This is a genomic window from Tabrizicola sp. T74 (assembly GCF_057219935.1).
In genome coordinates this window covers 1,061,386-1,076,430 of record NZ_JBXVVT010000001.1, presented here as the reverse complement: position 1 = coordinate 1,076,430, position 15,045 = coordinate 1,061,386, and the positions used below count along the sequence as shown (strand labels likewise).

Annotated in this window: 13 protein-coding genes; 2 read left to right on the top strand and 11 right to left on the bottom strand. The window is 65.5% G+C overall.

The window, feature by feature from the left end:
* Positions 1 to 2 precede the first annotated feature (2 nt).
* The 11 genes from AC2EAL_RS05610 to AC2EAL_RS05560 form a co-directional block, all read right to left on the bottom strand.
* Positions 3 to 1,730, bottom strand: coding sequence for a VWA domain-containing protein (locus tag AC2EAL_RS05610; protein ID WP_484723181.1), 1,728 nt, complete (start codon positions 1,728 to 1,730; stop codon positions 3 to 5).
* Between the two features lie 67 nt (positions 1,731 to 1,797).
* A complete protein-coding gene (gene gyrB / locus AC2EAL_RS05605) occupies positions 1,798 to 4,248 on the bottom strand; it encodes a DNA topoisomerase (ATP-hydrolyzing) subunit B (protein ID WP_484723180.1) in 2,451 nt (816 codons plus the stop codon).
* Between the two features lie 81 nt (positions 4,249 to 4,329).
* Positions 4,330 to 4,950, bottom strand: a complete 621-nt coding sequence (locus tag AC2EAL_RS05600) for a LysE family translocator (protein WP_484723179.1) — start codon at positions 4,948 to 4,950, stop codon at positions 4,330 to 4,332.
* Positions 4,951 to 4,959: 9 nt separating this feature from the next.
* Entirely contained in the window at positions 4,960 to 5,490 is a 531-nt protein-coding gene (locus AC2EAL_RS05595; RefSeq protein ID WP_484723178.1) for a GNAT family N-acetyltransferase, read from the bottom strand.
* Positions 5,487 to 6,578, bottom strand: a complete 1,092-nt coding sequence (recF, locus tag AC2EAL_RS05590; RefSeq protein WP_484723177.1) for a DNA replication/repair protein RecF — start codon at positions 6,576 to 6,578, stop codon at positions 5,487 to 5,489. The genes AC2EAL_RS05595 and recF overlap by 4 nt, the downstream gene beginning before the upstream one ends.
* Before the next feature lie 28 nt (positions 6,579 to 6,606).
* Positions 6,607 to 7,725 carry a DNA polymerase III subunit beta gene (gene dnaN, locus AC2EAL_RS05585; RefSeq protein ID WP_484723176.1) on the bottom strand — a complete coding sequence of 373 codons (1,119 nt, stop codon included), beginning with the start codon at positions 7,723 to 7,725 and terminating at the stop codon, positions 6,607 to 6,609.
* A gap of 120 nt (positions 7,726 to 7,845) precedes the next feature.
* Complete coding sequence (gene dnaA, locus AC2EAL_RS05580) at positions 7,846 to 9,201, bottom strand: chromosomal replication initiator protein DnaA (RefSeq protein WP_484723175.1); 1,356 nt, start codon at positions 9,199 to 9,201, stop codon at positions 7,846 to 7,848.
* Positions 9,202 to 9,726: 525 nt separating this feature from the next.
* The gene (gene rpsT / locus AC2EAL_RS05575; RefSeq protein ID WP_484723174.1) at positions 9,727 to 10,002 is read right to left on the bottom strand and encodes a 30S ribosomal protein S20; all 276 of its coding nucleotides are present in this window, start codon (positions 10,000 to 10,002) and stop codon (positions 9,727 to 9,729) included.
* 163 nt (positions 10,003 to 10,165) lie between these two features.
* A complete protein-coding gene (locus AC2EAL_RS05570) occupies positions 10,166 to 10,942 on the bottom strand; it encodes an enoyl-CoA hydratase (protein ID WP_484723173.1) in 777 nt (258 codons plus the stop codon).
* A gap of 59 nt (positions 10,943 to 11,001) precedes the next feature.
* On the bottom strand, positions 11,002 to 11,853 hold the full coding sequence (mutM, locus tag AC2EAL_RS05565) for a bifunctional DNA-formamidopyrimidine glycosylase/DNA-(apurinic or apyrimidinic site) lyase (RefSeq protein WP_484723172.1): 852 nt from the start codon (positions 11,851 to 11,853) through the stop codon (positions 11,002 to 11,004).
* Positions 11,846 to 12,532, bottom strand: coding sequence for a hypothetical protein (locus AC2EAL_RS05560; RefSeq protein WP_484723171.1), 687 nt, complete (start codon positions 12,530 to 12,532; stop codon positions 11,846 to 11,848). Before AC2EAL_RS05560 ends, mutM begins: the two co-directional genes overlap by 8 nt.
* 84 nt (positions 12,533 to 12,616) lie before the next feature.
* Between AC2EAL_RS05560 and ubiE the strand changes: the two genes are divergently transcribed.
* Both ubiE and ubiB read left to right on the top strand, forming a co-directional pair.
* Entirely contained in the window at positions 12,617 to 13,369 is a 753-nt protein-coding gene (gene ubiE, locus AC2EAL_RS05555) for a bifunctional demethylmenaquinone methyltransferase/2-methoxy-6-polyprenyl-1,4-benzoquinol methylase UbiE (RefSeq protein WP_484723170.1), read from the top strand.
* Between the two features lie 97 nt (positions 13,370 to 13,466).
* Entirely contained in the window at positions 13,467 to 14,999 is a 1,533-nt protein-coding gene (ubiB, locus tag AC2EAL_RS05550) for a 2-polyprenylphenol 6-hydroxylase (RefSeq protein ID WP_484723169.1), read from the top strand.
* Positions 15,000 to 15,045: the final 46 nt, after the last annotated feature.

Below are 15,045 nucleotides of genomic sequence, written 5' to 3'. Positions count from 1 at the left end.
CGCTATTGCTCGGCCGAGATCTTGAGATAGGCGTTGCCAACCGAACCCACGGCGGCATCAAACCGCGCCCCGCCGGTTTCGCGCGCCAGGCGATCCATCAGCGGCCCGTCAACCTCGGTCCCGAAGGCGAGGACGAAGACCCTTGGGCCGTCGCCGGACTCATCGGTCGCCGACAGGCAGGTCGCCATCATCTGGTTGGCCGAGAATTCGCCGGTCGTGTCCCTGCCGTCCGACAGGACGACGATGCCGTAGAGGCGGTTTTCGCCCCGGGCGCGGTCGGCGGCCTGTTCCTGGCGGAGTAGATCAGCCGCCCGGCAGACCGCCCCGTGCAGGTTGGTACCGCCATCCGCCGGCAAGGACAGGACTTGCTGGCGCAGCCGTTCGACCACATCGGACACCGGCGAAATCGGGGTAAGGATCTGAGGGGTTTCGTTGAAGGCGATCAGGCCCACACGATCCTTCGGGTGCAAGCGCCCCAGAAACTCGGCCGTCGATTCCGTCGCAGTACGGATCGGTTCGCCGGACATCGAGCCCGAGACGTCCAGCGCCAGGATCACGGTGGCCTTGCGCTTGGTGTTGTAGAACTGGTCGATGATCGCCTCGGACACGTCCGGAGAGGGGATGGCGAAGTTCGGGATCGTCGCGGGCGAGGCCGCAAGATCGGTGAGGCCGACCTTCGCCAGCGCCGAATCCGGGGGAATGGCGCCGTCGAGAGGCCGGACGAAGTGGTTCGCCGCCTGGGCCTGCACGTCGGGGGATTTCAGGTGGTCGAGGAACAGCTGCGCGGCCTCGGCCTGTTCGGGCGTGACCCAGCTGGCCCCGTCCAGGATGCAGTAGGGATGGTCGCTCCAGAACGTGCCATCGGCGGGGTAGACGAAGACCAGGGGCCAGCGCAGTTGTGCGCCTTTTTCGGCGTTGGTGCGCATGGTGCCTTCCTCGAAGGCGGCGGCGACATGCAGGAAGGCTGGCCCCCGCGCGGCCATGGCGTTCAAGAGGTCGGTGGTGACCATCCCGTACTTCGAGGTGTTGGCCGCGAGCGTCTCCAGCGCGGTCTGCACCTGGGGGGAGTAGATGTCGGTGGCGGTGATGCCTTGCGTCTTGCCAGTGACGGAATAGATGACCTGGGTCAGGAACAGAAGGCCCGCGCTGGAGTATTGCGGGTGGGTATGCCCGAGCCGCAGCTTGCCCCATTCCGGATGACCAAGGCTGGACCAGCCTTCAGGATTGTTCGCCAGATCAATCAGTTGCGCCATGCGGATCGGCTGGTCGGGCCAACCTAGCGCCTCGGCCATCGGCTCCCAGATCGCGAGGCCAACGGGCGTGTGGACAGTGGGTGCGCAGGCGGCGCTGGTGATCGGCTTCGGGTTCTTCAGCGCCCATTTCTGGGTCAACTGGTCGACCCAGGCGGCTTCGCCCGGGCTCCACACCGTGGGTTGCAGGGTGCCGTCGGCGATCTGCAGCATGGATTCGCCGGACAGGACGGACGAGACCGTGACCATGATCGGTTGGCCCGCCGCGGTCTCGGCCCCGGTTTCGGCAAAGCTGGCGACGGCGGCTTCCAGCCAGGCCTTCTTGGTCACCGACGAGGCGATGCGGATCTCGACCGGTTCGCCCTGTTGGCCGGGCAGCAGGCTTTGGATGTTGCCACCCAGACCGAAGTAGACGGTCGCCGTCGCCGCCGCTGCGGCAGCCCCCAGGATGCCCAGGAAGTCACGTCGTCCGGATGCCATGGCCTGTCCCTATACCGTCACTGTCGGGCGGAGATTGCCATGACCGGAAGTATCCGAACAGCCCCCGTCAGAAATCCAGATGTTCGACCGACAGGGCGTTCTGCTGGATGAAATCGCGGCGGGGTTCCACCACGTCGCCCATCAGCTTGGAGAAGATGTCATCCGCCTCGGCCAGGTCGTCGACCTTGACCTGGAGAAGCGTCCGCGCCTCGGGGTCGAGGGTGGTTTCCCACAGCTGGTCGGGGTTCATCTCTCCGAGGCCCTTGTAGCGCTGGAGCGTGAGGCCCTTTTCGCCTTCGGCGAGGATGGATTTCAGCAGGTCGATGGGGCCGTGTATCGCCTGTTCGCGATCCTTGCGGACAAGGCGGGCGGGGTCGCGGTAGATGTCGCGGTACTGGCCGGCGATCTGGCTGAGCCTGCGCGCCTCGCCCGAGCGGAGGACGGCGCCGTCGAGGGTGCGGAGCTCCTCGACCCCGCGCAGGATGCGGGACAGGCGGATGCCGTGGTCTTGCGTGATGCGGCCTTGCCAGCCACGCTCGAACTCCGGCGCGATCAGGTTCAGGCGTTTGGCCACCGTGTCGGCGACCAGTTGCAGGTCGGCGTCGGCCTTGCCCGGATCGAAGGCGCCGGCGAGGGCGGCCTGTTCCAGGATCGGACGCGGGTAGTGGGTCGGGAAGGCGTCGAGCACGCGGCGGAACTGGCGGGCGCCTTCGATGACTCGGGCGAGGTCGTTGCCGGCGATTTCCTGCCCGTCGGTCAGGCGGAGGACGGCGCCTTCGGTGCCCATCTCGATCAGGTAGTCATCCAGCGCGGCCTGGTCCTTCAGGTAAACCTCAGACTTGCCGCGGGCGACTTTGTACAGAGGCGGCTGGGCGATGTAGAGGTAGCCGCCCTCAATCAGCGCGGGCATCTGGCGGAAGAAGAAGGTGAGGAGCAGCGTCCGGATGTGGGCGCCGTCGACGTCGGCGTCGGTCATGATGACGACCTTGTGGTAGCGCAGCTTGCCGATGTCGAATTCGTCGCGGCCGATGCCGGTGCCGAGGGCAGTGATCAGAGTGCCGATCTCCTGGCTGCCGAGCATGCGGTCGAAGCGGGCGCGTTCCACGTTCAGGATCTTGCCGCGCAAGGGCAGGACGGCCTGATTGGAACGTGACCGCCCTTGCTTGGCGGAACCGCCGGCGGAGTCGCCCTCGACAAGGAAAAGTTCCGACTTGGCGGGATCGCGTTCCTGGCAGTCGGCGAGTTTGCCGGGAAGGGATGCCACATCCAGCGCGGTCTTGCGGCGGGTCAGTTCGCGGGCCTTCCGGGCGGCCTCACGCGCCAGCGCGGCCTCGATGATCTTGCCGACGATGATCTTGGCTGGGCCGGGGTTTTCCTCGAACCATTCAGCGAGCTTTTCGTTCACCAGGTTCTCGACCGCCGGGCGGACCTCCGACGACACCAGCTTGTCCTTGGTCTGCGAGGAGAACTTCGGGTCCGGCACCTTGACCGACAGCACGCAGGTCAGCCCTTCCCGCGCATCATCGCCGGTGAAATCCACCTTCTCGCGCTTGGCGATGCCGGAGGACTGGGCGTAACCGGTGATAGTGCGGGTCAGCGCGCCCCGGAAACCGGCCAGGTGAGTGCCGCCGTCGCGCTGCGGAATGTTGTTTGTGAACGGTAGTACGGTTTCGTGGTAGCTGTCGTTCCACCACATCGCCACTTCGACGCCGATGCCGTTCTTTTCGCCCACCATATAGATCGGTTCAGCCATCACGCTGGACTTGGACCGGTCGATATACTTCACGAATTCGCGGACGCCGCCTTCGTAGAAGAGCTCGATCCGCTGCGGCTCGGCGTGACGTTCGTCTTCCAGGATGATGCGGACACCGGAGTTCAGGAACGCAAGTTCGCGCAGCCGCGTCTCCAGCGTCTTGAAGCTGTAGTCGAGGTTCGAGAACGTCCCGTCCGGCCGGTTGGTCTTGGCCGAGGCGAGGAAGCGCACCTCGGTGCCCTTGCGGCCGGGGGCCGGGCCGACCTCGTGCACGTGGATCGTGCAGTCGCCATCCTCGAACCGGGCGCGGTATTCGGTATCGTTGCGCCAGACCGTCAGCTCCAGCCATTCGGACAGGGCATTCACGACCGAGACGCCGACGCCGTGGAGGCCGCCGGAGACCTTGTAGGCGTTGCCGCTGTCGTCCGTGTTGTTGAACTTCCCGCCGGCGTGCAACTGGGTCATGATGACCTCGGCCGCCGAGACGCCCTCTTCGGCATGGATGTCGACCGGGATGCCGCGGCCGTTGTCGCGCACCGAAACGCTGTCGTCGGCGTGGATTTTCACCACCACTTCCGTCGCATGACCGGCCAGCGCCTCGTCGATGCCGTTGTCGACGACTTCGTAGACCATGTGATGCAGGCCCGAGCCATCGTCGGTGTCGCCGATATACATGCCGGGGCGCTTGCGAACCGCCTCTAACCCCTTGAGAACCTTGATGGAATCAGCGCCGTATGCGGCGGTGTTCTTGGGCTGGTCAGCCATGCGTGGGAAACCCTTGTCGTTGCCCGCGATTTATAGCGGTTTGGCCGGGGAATGTCACGTCCCGCACACAAGATTTAGCGATCAGAGGAAGGGGATTGCCAGCCCGACACCGATAAGCAGGATGCCCGAGGTGACATTCAGCTTTCGCACGCTTTCGGGGCTGGACAGAAGCTGCCGCGCGCGGTCGAGGAAGAGGGCGAGGCCCAGGTTTCCCAGCGCCGGGATCAGGGCAGAGATGGCGATGATGACGGCGATGTCGGGGGCGGTCAGGCGTTCCAGAGTGAAGAAGCCGGGCAGCGCGCCCATGTAGAACAGGATCGCCTTCGGGTTGCCGATCACCGCGGCGACGCCCACGGAAAAGCCCGCCCACATGCCGGGACGGGTCAGGCGGCTGTCGGCGTTCAGCGTGGCGGCGGGCTTGCGGATCAGGAGGTATCCCATGACCAGGAAGATCGCGGCGGCGACCCAGCGGAGAATGGACAGGAAATCTCCGTAGGCGGTCTCGATCCAGCTGAGGCCGAGGATGGCCGCAAGCGGCCAGATCAGGTCGCCCAGCGCCACGCCCACGGCAAGCGGCCAGGCGGCGGCAAAGCCTCCGGAGAGGGCGCGGGCGGTCAGGGCGACCCAGACGGGGCCAGGAACGGCCCATAGGCCCGCCATGCCAAGCGCGTAGAGGAGGAGTTCGTGGAGCGAGACGGTCATTGGAGGGGTTTAGAACAGGCCGCCGAGGAGGTCGAGGGGCTTGGTTTCGTCCCAAGGAGTGGACGCCAGATCAAGGACTTGCAGGTGCTCCTCGGGCCGGTCGCGGTGGAGCGGGCCACTGCGGGCATCGGTCAGGTCGATGTAGGTGAGCGGATTGCGGATCGGCCGAAAGCCCGCGGCGGGGTAAAGCTGCGCGGTGCCGAACAGGACGACATGGCGGGCCGGGGACTGCCGGGCGGTCGAGATGGCCGTTTGCAGGAGGGTCGCGGCATGGCCCTGTCCGCGATAGTCCGGGTCGGTGGCGACGTCGGCGATGCCTGCGATGGTCGTCAGGTCCTCTCCCAGCCGCACGGCGCGCAGCTGGACGGCGAGGTGGGCGATGACCTGACCGTCATGGCGGAGCACGTGGCGCCAGGTATGGCGGGTCTGGAAGAAGCTGCGGCCGCCAAAGTCGGTGGTGAAACAGCGGGCGAGAAGCGCGGCGATGGCGGCCTCGTCGGCGTTTATGAGCAAGTGTTCGGGAATGGTCTCCGGCCTCATGTGGTCACCGCGGACATACCTTGCGTTTCGGCGACGCGGAGGGTGCGGCCCCGGTCACCGAGTGCGGCGAAAAGGTCAGCTTCGGTGCCCGTCATCAGCGCCTGGGCATCCAGCGCGCAGATTTCATCATAGAGCGCGGCGCGGCGGTGTTCGTCGAGATGGGCGGCGACCTCGTCAAGGAGGAGGATCGGGGCACGGCCAAGGTCCTGCGCCAAAGCACGGGCATTGGCGAGGATCAGGCTGATGAGAAGGGCCTTCTGCTCGCCGGTGGAACACTGGTCAGCGGGGATGTCCTTGGCGGTGTAGCGGGCCAGCAAATCGGCGCGGTGGGGGCCGACAAGGGTGCGCCCCGCTGCGATGTCGCGGCGGCGGCATTCGGCGAGGGCCTGGGCGAGGTCTTGCGGTTCCTCGCTGCCCTCGGGGCCGGTGAGGGTAAGGTCGGCAGAGGGGAAAGCGCTGGCAGGATCGGCGGCAGTGGCGATACGGGCAATTGCGGCGCGGCGGTGGCGGGTGATGGCTTCGCCCGCCTCGGCCATCTGGGATTCGAGGGCGGCATACCAGTGCGCGTCGGTCACCTGGTCCTTGATCAGCCGGTTCCGGTCGCGCATCGCCTTTTCGTAGGTGAGCGAGTGTTCGGCATGTTCCGGGAAGAAGCTGAGTGTCATCCGGTCAAGGAAGCGGCGGCGGCCCTCGGCAGCCTCGATCCAGAGGCGGTCCATCGCCGGGACCAGCCACAAGACGCGCAGGATGCGGCCAAGGCTGGCCTGGGTTGCGGCCTTGCCGTCGATGCGGACCTGCCGCGCCTCGCCGGCTTCGGCCCAGGTCTCGAGGTCGTGGGCAGCCGTCAGGCCCTGGACGGTGGCGGTGATTTTCCAGCCCAAGCCCTCGGGCTTCCGGGCGAGGTCCTCGGCGGCGGCACGTCTTAAGCCCCGGCCTGGGGAGAGCAAGGAGACAGCTTCCAGGATGTTGGTCTTGCCCGCGCCGTTCGGGCCGGTGATTGCCACGGGGCGGCCGTCGAAGGTCAGCCGCGTGGCCCGGTGGCTGCGGAAATGCGACAGGGCGAGGGTTTCGATCGCCAGACCGCCCACCGGATTTCCCTTTCAGTGCAAGCGGTTGTCAGACCCGCATCGGCATGACGACGTAGACGGCAGAGGTGTCGTTGCCCTCACGCATCAGGGTCGGGTCGGCGGAGGAGTTGAAGAGGAACACGGCGTTCTCGCGGTCGACCTGGCTGGCGATTTCCAAGAGGTACTTGGCATTGAAGCCGATCTCCAGCCGGTCATCGCCGTAGGCGACGGCGAGCTCTTCCTCGGCAGCCCCGCTGTCGGGCGAGTTCACGGACAGGATCAGCCGGTCCTCCTCCAGCGACAGCTTCACGGCGCGGGAGCGTTCGGAGGACACGGTCGCCACGCGGTCGACGGCCTTGGCGAACTCGGACGCGTCGACTTCCAGCTTGCGGGTGTTCCCCGTGGGGATCACGCGGGTGTAGTCGGGGAAGGTGCCGTCGATTACCTTGGAGGTCAGGGTGATGGCCGGGGTCGCAAACCGAACTTTCGTCTCGGACACCGAGACGGCGATGGAAGCGTCGTCATCGTCCAGAAGCTTGCGCAGTTCGCCCACCGTCTTGCGGGGCACGATGACGCCGGGCATGCCGTCCGCGCCTTCCGGCAGGGGCGCGTCGATGCGGGCCAGGCGGTGGCCGTCGGTGGCGACGCAGCGCAGGACCTTGCCGCCCTCACCCTGCGAGACGTGCATGTAGACGCCGTTCAGGTAATAACGCGTCTCCTCGGTCGAGATCGCAAATTTCGCCTTGTCGAACAGCCGCCGCAGCTCCGGCGCCTTGGCAGAGAAGTTCGAGGAGTATTCCGACGAGGCCATCACCGGGAAGTCTTCCTTCGGCAGCGTCGCCAGGCTGAAGGTCGACCGGCCCGCGGTGATGGTCAGGCGACCGGCGGCGGCGTCCTCGGTCAGGTTGACCAGCGCGCCATCGGGGAGCTTGCGGACGATTTCGTGCAGCATGACGGCAGAGACCGTCGTCGCCCCGGCGCGTTCCACCATGGCGGGGGCGCGGTCCACCACCTCGATATCCAGGTCGGTGGCGCGGAAGCTGACTTGCGCGCCGTCCGCCTCGATCAGGACGTTCGCCAGGATCGGGATCGTGTTGCGGCGTTCGACCACCGACTGCGCCTGGGCAAGCGCTTTCAAGAGCGTGGCGCGTTCGATCGAGAGCTTCATCTGGCTTCCCCCTGCCGACCCGTTGAAGGGACGACGAATTTATCCGGTTTCCACCGGTTCACAAGTGTTGGAGTGGACTGTGAAAGGCTTTGCAGGGGCCGTCAAGTGCGGCCCCTGACCTCAGCCCTGCAGAAGGCGGCGCAGAAGCTGCAGATCGTCGGCCAGCTGGCTGTCGGTGGTCATCAGCTCCTCGATCTTGCGCACGCCGTGCATGATCGTGGTGTGGTCGCGGCCCCCGAAGCGGCGGCCGATTTCCGGCAATGAACGCGGGGTCAGCTGTTTGGCGAGATACATCGCCACCTGGCGCGGGCGCGCGATGGTGCGCAGGCGCTTAGGCCCGATGAGGTCGGACAGGCGGACGTTGTAGTGTTCAGCCACCTTGCGCTGGATTTCCTCGATCGAGAGCTTCCGGTCGGACGAGCGCAGGATGTCGGCCAGGCAGTCCTGGGCGAGATCCAGCGTGATCTCGCGCCCGACGAGCGAGGCAAAGGCAAAGAGACGGGTCAGCGCGCCTTCCAGCACGCGGACGTTGGTGGTGATGCGGTGCGCGAGGAACTCCAGCACGCCATCGGCAAGGACCAGGCCCTTGTACTGGCTGCGGTAGAAGTCGACCTTCTGCTGCAGGATGCCCAGGCGTAACTCGTAGTCGGTCGGATGCAGGTCGACGACCAGGCCGCATTGCAGGCGCGACTTGATGCGTTCTTCCAGATCCTTGATCTCGCCCGGGGCGCGGTCGGCGGAAATGACGATCTGCTTGTTGGCGTCCACGAGGGCGTTGAAGGTGTGGAAGAATTCTTCCTGGGTCGAATCCTTGCCGGCAATGAACTGGACGTCATCGACCATCAGCACGTCGACGGACCGGAACAGCTCCTTGAAGTCCATGACCTGGCGGTCACGCAGCGCCTGGACAAAGCGGTACATGAACTGTTCCGCCGAGAGATAGAGGACACGCAGTTCCGGGTGGCGGGCCTGCAGGTCATGCGCGATGGCATGCATCAGGTGCGTCTTGCCGAGGCCGACGCCGCCATACAGAAACAGCGGGTTGAAAGTCACCGGCCCGCCTTCGGCGACGCGACGGGCAGCGGCATGGGCCAGTTCGTTCGGCTTGCCGACCACGAAGCTGTCGAAGGTAAAGCGCGCGTCCAGCGGCGCGCCGGGCAGCTCTTCCTCGGACACCCGGGCCCGGGTCGTCCGGGCGGCAGGTTTCGTAGCCTTCTGGGGCTGGGCGGCCGGGGCGGCTCCCACGGCAAATTCCAGGCGGTCAACGGATTCGCCGGCGCTGGTCAGCTGGGTCCGGATGTGGTCGCCGTAATTCCGCTGCACCCAGTCACCGAAGAAGATCGTCGGCACTTCAAACCGCGCGACCCCGTTCTTCAGATGTGAAAGCTTGAGGGGTTCGATCCACGTTGTGTAGTTGTGCTTGCCGACCCGCTTGATCAGCTCTTCTCGAACCTGCCCCCAGGTTTCATTCGTCATTCGATAACCTGCCACTTCCCTGAGCCTCGGGCCTAACGCCCTGATCCTGCCCTGTTTCCTACTTGTGCGAGCCAGATCGACCAAACCGCCACCCAGCCCGAAAGGGCCGAAGGGACTGCAGTCTGTCAGTGGGACGGAACCGCGCACGCCAACCAGCCGGTCATCCGGCAGCATGGCAACGCAAGACGGGATGGCTTGAACGCCATCGCCAATCATTTGATCGCAAAAGAAAAACTCAGATCCCTTGCCCCTTGGGGCGCACGGTCTGTGCAGCAGCTTTTCCTTTGCGACCCGTTCTTGTCCCCCAAGACGAAGTGAATCGCAGGGTCACGCTAACAACCCCCGCGCGGGCTCTGCAACCGAACAACGCGCTTGACAGAGATTCCGGAAAATCGAATCCGATGGCTCTGGCAAATCGGCAACGCGGGGTCAAAAATCCTCATCCGGAAAGCGCAGAAATGCCGAAGGGCGCAACCCTTGCGGGCGCGCCCCTGACTGTTCCGGATTCGGTCCGATCCGGTCGGATCAGGCCTTCGGTGCGGCCACGGCCTTCACGCGCGAGGCCAGGCGCGACATCTTCCGCGCAACGGTGTTCTTGTGCAGGACGCCTTTGGTCACGCCACGGGCCAGTTCCGGCTGGGCGGCCTTCAGCGCAGCCTGGGCAGCTTCGCCGTTGCCCGAGGCAATGGCTTCTTCCACCTTGCGGAGGAAGGTACGGATGCGCGAGCGGCGCGCCTTGTTGACGGCGTAACGGGCCTCGGACTGGCGGGCGCGTTTCTTGGACTGTTCAGTATTTGCCATGGGTGGCTTCCTTGCGGTCGATCGGTTTCAATTCTGTCGCACGAAAGACCAGAAGGCCCCATCCCGAAGGATGGATCTGATTCTTGCCTAAGCGGGCCCACGCGCATGTGGCGCTGCCTATAGGGGATAAGAACCGGAAAGAAAAGCCCCCGCCTCGATCAACTCAGCGGTCGCGGAACTGCGGCTGGCGCTTTTCCAGGAAGGCGGCCATGCCTTCCTTCTGGTCCTCGGTCGCGAACATCGCGTGGAACATGCGGCGTTCGAACAGCAGGCCTTCCGCCAGGCTGGTCTCCTGCGAGCGGTTGACGCATTCCTTGACCACCATCGCGGTGACCGTCGACTTCTCGACGATCTTCTGCGCGGCCTTCATCGTCTCTTCGATCAGAGACTTGGCCGGAACCACTCGGCTGACCAGGCCGCAGCGTTCGGCTTCGGCGGCGTCCATGAAGCGGCCGGTCAGGTGCATATCCATCGACTTGGACTTGCCGACCGCGCGGGTCAGGCGCTGGGTGCCGCCCATGCCGGCGACGATGCCGAGGTTGATCTCGGGCTGGCCGAACTTGGCGCTGTCCGCCGCGATGATGAAATCGGCCAGCATCGCCAGTTCGCACCCACCGCCCAGGCAATAGCCGCCCACGGCTGCGATGATCGGCTTGCGGGCCTGGGCGATGACGCGCGCCTCGGGGCCGAAGAGGTCATCGAAGTAGACGTCGATGAACGACTTCTCGGCCATCTCTTTCACGTCCGCGCCAGCGGCGAAGGCCTTTTCCGACCCGGTGATGACAACGCAGCGGACCTTGTCGTTCGCTTCCGCCGCCGTCACGGCCGCCGCGAGTTCCCGCATCAGCTGCAGGTTCAGGGCGTTCATGGCATCGGGGCGGTTCAGCCGGATCAGCGAGACATAGTCCTCGGTCTCGACGATCAGCGTTTCATAGGCCATTGCGGCCTCCTTCTTGGCAGACTTGGGGGACTCCTAGCACCAAACGCCGCGTTGGCAAGTCACCTCTGGCAGGATGGGCACCAGAAGGACGACCGGCCGGACTGTACGGTGCGGGTGATCGTGCCGGTGCAACCGGGGGTCTCGCAGGGGTCGCCTTCCCGGTCATAGACCTGAAAATGCTTGGAAAAATAGCCAAGCTCGCCATTGGCCTGGCGGAAATCGCGCAAGGAAGAGCCGCCTGCCTCGATGGCTTCTGCCAGCACCTCGCGGATGATCGGGACCAGGCCGTGGACCTGGGCTTCCGCAAGGTCGCCCGCAAGCCGCAACGGGCTGATCCCGGCGCGGAACAGGGTCTCGGCGACGTAGATGTTGCCAAGTCCCGCGACGATCCGCTGGTCAAGGAGGGCGGCCTTGATCGGGGTCTTGCGGCCCCGTAGCCGCCCGGCAAGGTAGGGTTCGTTGAAGTCGTTGCCGAAGGGCTCGGGGCCGAGGTCCTTCAGCAGCATGTGGTCCCCTGCCCGGTCCGTCGGCATCAGGTCCATCGCGCCAAAGCGGCGGGCGTCGTTGAAGGTGATCCGCGCGCCGCCATCCATGTGGAGGACGACATGGTCGTGTTTCTGCGGTGCGGGATGGTCGTGGTAGAAGGTCCCCAGCTGCGCGCCGGAGATCAGCATCCGCCCCGACATGCCCAGATGCACCAGCAGCGTCTCGCCGCTGTCGAGATCGGCCAAGATGTATTTCGACCGCCGCCGCAGCGCGGTAACCCTGCGTCCGGTCAGCCGGTCGGCCATCCGGTCCGGCAGGGGCCAGCGCAGGTCGGGACGGTTGACCTCTGCCCGGGCGATGACCGCACCCTCCATGACCGGCAACAGGCCGCGGCGGACGGTCTCGACCTCGGGGAGTTCAGGCATCGGCCATCCGGTTGCGCCGGATCTGGGCCAGCGCGAAATCCTTGAAGTCCTCGACCCCGACGCTGTGTTTCAAGACCTTGGCCTTTCCGCCGGGGTGGAAGTGCAGTTGCAGTTCATAAGCCCCATCATCCCCGATCTTCCACAGGTCGCGCCAGCGGTATTCGCGACGATGGAACAGCATCCGGGTCACGATCAGCATGTCACGATCATAGCGCGTTTCGGAGGTGAAGATATAGATCACCCCGTTCACGGCGGCCATGAGGCACAGGGCAATCATGGTCTTGCCGGCGGGACCGGGATCCGCGACCTCGAACCCGTTGATATGACCCGCCGTCACCAGCTGATAGGCGAAGTAGAACATGGCGCCGCAGAGCCCCAGGACGAACAGCCGCACGCCGATCGCGGGCCGCAGCACGCGCTGGTCCAGCGTCATCGGCGCCTGCCCTCCGCTGCCGATCTGCGCCAGTTGGTCAAAGTGCCACGGCAGGGCCGCGCCCTGCAGCACTCCCGCCGGACCGATCGTGCCTGCGTCCTTGTGTCGTTCGATTTCCCTCAGGCGGCGGCCTAACTTACGCCTGGCTTGCAGGATCGGGAACACGATGACCAGCACGAAGAACAGGACGCCGAATACCCACAGCGTGAAGCTGCCACTTGTTTCGATCAGGTCTTTCAGGGGCATCGCGCGCACTTTCTCAACAGGGAGGTTTTCCTTTTGCGCACTTCAGTATAACTCGATCCCGGCAACAGTTGGGCGGCATTCTGAATGACTAAGGCATCGGACAAGACCACCCACTTCGGATTTCAGGACGTGCCCGAGGCCGAAAAGGCCGGGATGGTGCATGGTGTCTTCAGCCGCGTGGCCTCGAAATACGACATCATGAACGACGCGATGTCCCTGGGCATCCACCGGCTGTGGAAAGACGCAATGATGGACTGGCTGGCGCCCCGGCCCGGCCAGCGGCTTCTGGATGTGGCGGGCGGGACGGGCGACGTGGCCTTCCGCTTCCTGAAGCGCGCGCCCGGGGCGACGGCGGTCGTCTGCGACATGACCGAGCCGATGCTGATCGAAGGCCGCAAGCGGGCCGAGGCGGAAAGCCTGGCGGCGAGCCTCGACTGGGTCGTGGGCGATGCGATGGCGCTGCCGTTTGAAAGTAACAGCTTTGACGTCTACACGATTTCCTTCGGCATCCGGAACGTCACCCGCATTCCCGACGCCCTGGCCGAGGCCTACCGGGTGCTGAAACCCGGCGGGCGGCTGATGGTGCTGGAGTTCAGCCAGATCCCGAACGACCTGATGCAGAAGGTCTATGACCTCTACTCCTTCAACATCATCCCGGTGATGGGCCAGGTGATCGCCGGGGATCGCGCGTCCTACCAGTACCTGGTCGAATCGATCCGCAAGTTTCCGGACCAGGAGACCTTTGCGGCCATGATCCGCGCAGCCGGGTTCGGCCAGGTGAAGTACCGCAACCTGACCATGGGCATCGCGGCCCTCCATTCCGGCTGGAAACTGTGATGACGCGCCGCTCATCGGTCCCGTTCGGTCCCTCTTCGCTGTGTCGCCCCGCGATGAGCGACCGAAGGGACGCGAAGAGCCGTCCGGAGTGCGGCATTTGAAGGGACCCCACAACATCATCCGGCTGATCCGGACCGGCGCCACGCTGGAGCGGACGGGCGCCATGGACGTGGTGCTGGAAGCCTTCCGCGCGCCGCCCCGCCTGCGCTTTGCCGCGCGGATGCTGGGCTGGCCGTTCAAGTGGCTGGGCCTGAAGGGCGACCCCGAGCTGCCGCCCGCCACCCGCGCGCTGACCGCGCTTGGCCCGGCCTACATCAAGTTCGGCCAGATCCTGTCCACCCGTCCCGACATCGTCGGCGACGAGCTGGCGCAGCAGTTGAAATACCTGCAGGACAAGCTGCCCCCCTTCCCGAACGAAACCGCCAAGAAGATGATCGAGGCAGAGCTGGAGCTTCCTGTCTCTACGCTCTTCTCCGACTTCTCCGAACCCGTTGCCGCGGCCTCCATCGCCCAGGTGCACCGGGCGCGGCTGGCCGACACAGGCGAGGAGGTCGCGGTCAAGGTGCTGCGCCCGGGGATCGAGCGCGCTTTCCGCAAGGACATCGACGCCTTTTACCTTGCGGCCCGCTGGATCGAACGGCTGGCGCCGTTTTCCCGCCGTCTGCGGCCCGTTGAAGTCATCAAGCACTTCGAGGGCGTGGTGATGGCCGAGTTGGACCTGCGGCTGGAAAGCTCATCCGCCGCCGAGTTCGCGGCGAATACCGAGAAGGACGAAGGTTTCCAGGTGCCAAAGCCGCACTGGTTCCTGTCGGGCCGCAACGTGATGACGCTCGGCTGGGCCGAGGGCATCGGGCTGAACGACAACGCGCTGATCGATGCCGCCGGGCATGACCGCCGGGTCCTGGGTGCGCGCGTGTTGCAGCTGTTCCTGAACCACGCACTGCGCGACGGGTTCTTCCACGCCGACATGCACCAGGGCAACCTGAAGGTCGCGGCCAATGGCGACATCATCGCCTACGACTTCGGGATCATGGGCCGCATCGACGAATACACCCGCCGCGTCTATGCCGAGATCCTGATGGGCTTCATCCGCAAGGATTACCGCCGGGTGGCCGAGGTGCATTTCGAGGCCGGTTACGTCCCCGCCGACCGTGACATCGACGAATTCGCCCGTGCGCTGCGCGCGGTCGGCGAGCCGATCTTCGGCATGGACGCCAGCCGCATCTCGATGGCGCGCCTCCTCGCCTATCTCTTCGAGGTGACCGAGCGGTTCGGGATGGAGACGCGGACGGAACTGATCCTGCTGCAGCGCACGATGGTGGTGGTGGAGGGCGTCGCGCGGGGGCTCGACCCCCACATCAACATCTGGCAGGTCGCAAGCCCCATCGTCGAACGCTACATCCGCGAGAATGTGGGGCCGAAGGCGGTCTTGCGCGATCTGGTGAAAACTGCGCGCGTGCTGGCGCGCTTTGGCCCGAAGCTGCCTGCGCTGGTCGAGGCTCAGCTGATCCGCGCCGGGAACCCCGCGACGCTGCCGCCGCGCCCGCCAAGCTCGATCCGCTGGGTGATCTGGCCCTTGGTGGCCGTTGTGGCCTTCGCAATCGGGTGGCTGGCCAAGGCTTACCTGTAGCGCGCCACGAAATTTCTGCGTAATTTCGAGAACGATTTTTCGCCGA

What these genes read in the sequence shown, in the direction of transcription:
- AC2EAL_RS05570 (WP_484723173.1), bottom strand. Translation starts at nt 10,942, where the DNA reads ATGGCCTATGAAACGCTGATCGTCGAGACCGAGGACTATGTCTCGCTG.
- ubiE (WP_484723170.1), top strand. Translation starts at nt 12,617, where the DNA reads ATGACTAAGGCATCGGACAAGACCACCCACTTCGGATTTCAGGACGTG.
- dnaA (WP_484723175.1), bottom strand. Translation starts at nt 9,201, where the DNA reads ATGACGAATGAAACCTGGGGGCAGGTTCGAGAAGAGCTGATCAAGCGG.
- AC2EAL_RS05595 (WP_484723178.1), bottom strand. Translation starts at nt 5,490, where the DNA reads ATGAGGCCGGAGACCATTCCCGAACACTTGCTCATAAACGCCGACGAG.
- AC2EAL_RS05560 (WP_484723171.1), bottom strand. Translation starts at nt 12,532, where the DNA reads ATGCCCCTGAAAGACCTGATCGAAACAAGTGGCAGCTTCACGCTGTGG.
- rpsT (WP_484723174.1), bottom strand. Translation starts at nt 10,002, where the DNA reads ATGGCAAATACTGAACAGTCCAAGAAACGCGCCCGCCAGTCCGAGGCC.
- AC2EAL_RS05600 (WP_484723179.1), bottom strand. Translation starts at nt 4,950, where the DNA reads ATGACCGTCTCGCTCCACGAACTCCTCCTCTACGCGCTTGGCATGGCG.
- dnaN (WP_484723176.1), bottom strand. Translation starts at nt 7,725, where the DNA reads ATGAAGCTCTCGATCGAACGCGCCACGCTCTTGAAAGCGCTTGCCCAG.
- mutM (WP_484723172.1), bottom strand. Translation starts at nt 11,853, where the DNA reads ATGCCTGAACTCCCCGAGGTCGAGACCGTCCGCCGCGGCCTGTTGCCG.
- AC2EAL_RS05610 (WP_484723181.1), bottom strand. Translation starts at nt 1,730, where the DNA reads ATGGCATCCGGACGACGTGACTTCCTGGGCATCCTGGGGGCTGCCGCA.
- gyrB (WP_484723180.1), bottom strand. Translation starts at nt 4,248, where the DNA reads ATGGCTGACCAGCCCAAGAACACCGCCGCATACGGCGCTGATTCCATC.